Source organism: Paenibacillus sp. 01T422 (genome assembly GCF_056398785.1).
In genome coordinates this window covers 1-1,916 of sequence record NZ_JBFTQB010001070.1, presented here as the reverse complement: position 1 = coordinate 1,916, position 1,916 = coordinate 1, and the positions used below count along the sequence as shown (strand labels likewise).

The window sequence follows — 1,916 nt, the reverse complement described above, 5'->3', positions numbered from 1 at the left end:
CCCTAGCCGATCAGGTCGGGTTGGATATATTCGGGGTTGGCGAGCATCATCGTAAGGAATTTGGAGATTCCGCTTCTGTCGTGGTGCTTGCGGCCGCGGCGGCCGTGACCAAAAAGATCCGTCTAACCACCTCGGTTACCGTGCTTTCTGCTGCCGATCCAGTTCGTGTGTTTCAGGAGTTTGCAACGCTAGATGGCATTTCTAATGGACGTGCAGAAATTATTGTGGGTCGAGGTTCTATGGTTGATGCGTTTCCATTGTTTGGTTATGATTTGAATGATTACGAAGAGCTTTTCGAGGAGAAACTGGAACTATTCTTGAAATTAAGGGAATCGGAGAAAGTATCCTGGAAAGGTGGGCATCGCCCGGCCTTTACGAATTTAGGTATTTATCCACGTCCTGTTCAGACGCCTCTACCCGTGTGGATTGGCAGCGGGGGGAACCCGGAATCAGCCATCCGCGCAGGTGTATTAGGATTGCCGCTTGTTCTGGCGATCATTGGCGGGAGCCCTGTCCAATTCGCTCCCATCGTGAAGCTCTATAAGGAAGCAGCTACGCGTGCAGGACACGATGCGTCGAAATTACCGGTGGCTGTACACTCGCTCGGTTTCGTAGCTGAGAGTACGTCGCTTGCGGTTGACAGGTATTTTCCACCTACGCAGGCTTCGATGAATATGTTTGGCAAAGAGCGCGGTTGGGGACATTATAACCGCGCACAGTTCGATGCATCCCGCAGCCTTGAAGGTGCACTTTATGTAGGTGATCCTGAAACAGTTGCTAATAAAATCGTTTATATGAGCAAACAATTGGGTTTCTCGCGGTTCTTCATGCATTTACCCGTTGGCACCATGCCGCATCAGGAAGTTATGAAAGCTATTGAACTGTTGGGGACAGAGGTCGCACCGCGAGTTCGAGAACAGATCGCCAAAATGGAAGCTAAATAAGCATTCCATATAAATAAACCCAAAAACACTCCACGAGGGCCAACTAGGCTATCCTTGGAGTGTTTCTCTTTTGTAATGACTTTGTAATTACTCGTTATTTCGCAACAGCTGTAATCTATCTTCTGAAGCTAATTTAGGACCGGTCGTGCAGAAATCAGGAGCATCAGTTCCATGGTCTATTTGATAAGCTAAGCAGCAATAACGCCGCAAATAGAAGCGTGGACCACGCCATTCCGGATGTTCGAAAATGCGAAGCTTAACCGCTAACCGATTGCCGCTATGGGGTTCAAACAGGATAGCCCGATCTCGCCTTATAAGCTCCAATCGTTCGGCTGTACGCCATTGCTTCTGATCGACTTCTAGCCGGGCATAAAGCTGCTGCAGGTTATGTGAGACTAGCGCCCACATGACTTTGATGTTCGTACCTCTGTGCAAGGCTACGGCTGGGAAAAGGGGCTCAGCAAAGCAGCATCCGCGATTTCTGTCTCATAGGCCATAGCTCGGCCCTGTGTCAATTTGAAACGCACGTGGTTAGGAGTCGTGGGTTTGGCGATTCGTGGCTGCTAATAGCAGTCGCTCGATTCTTTCTTTTATAGCACGATCCTCAGATGAGATTGGAAGCTTTCCGCTAATTGCAAAATGGGGATGATCCATGCTCGATGTTTTGCGGTGTTTCTTCAATATTCAGGCAAGAGAAGAAGATAACGGAATAGTGGATCGGGTCCAACGCTTGGGATGCGCCATCGACAATCATGCCAGGCAGCAAGAGGAAGAGATCCCCTCTTTTTCTGCTATATGGGTAAATTCATTGATTGTGAGCATACCTTTACCATTCGTTATTAGGCAAATCGCAAAAATAAATCCTCAAGCGGCAAGGCTGAATTTCTATCGCTCATTGCACATTTTCCTTTCTCATAAAACAGAGGAGGCTTAGTAATTTTCTTTATTATAAATGTTCGCAAAGAGGACGTC

At 47.9% G+C, this 1,916-nt stretch carries 3 protein-coding genes; 1 reads left to right on the top strand and 2 read right to left on the bottom strand.

Going from position 1 to position 1,916, the window contains the following annotated elements; all coding sequences use genetic code 11:
* Nucleotides 1-944, top strand: a 944-nt coding sequence (locus AC1DUA_RS35605) for an Atu2307/SP_0267 family LLM class monooxygenase (protein ID WP_477504229.1), incomplete at its 5' end; no start/stop codon positions are given.
* Nucleotides 945-1,031: 87 nt separating this feature from the next.
* On the opposite strand, the gene AC1DUA_RS35600 is transcribed toward AC1DUA_RS35605, so the two are convergent.
* Together AC1DUA_RS35600 and AC1DUA_RS35595 are read right to left on the bottom strand one after the other, a co-directional pair.
* Nucleotides 1,032-1,379: a hypothetical protein gene (locus AC1DUA_RS35600; protein ID WP_477504228.1), complete on the bottom strand. Its 348-nt coding sequence runs from the start codon at nucleotides 1,377-1,379 to the stop codon at nucleotides 1,032-1,034.
* Between the two features lie 193 nt (nucleotides 1,380-1,572).
* The gene (locus AC1DUA_RS35595) at nucleotides 1,573-1,698 is read right to left on the bottom strand and encodes a hypothetical protein (RefSeq protein ID WP_477504230.1); all 126 of its coding nucleotides are present in this window, start codon (nucleotides 1,696-1,698) and stop codon (nucleotides 1,573-1,575) included.
* Nucleotides 1,699-1,916 lie beyond the last annotated feature (218 nt).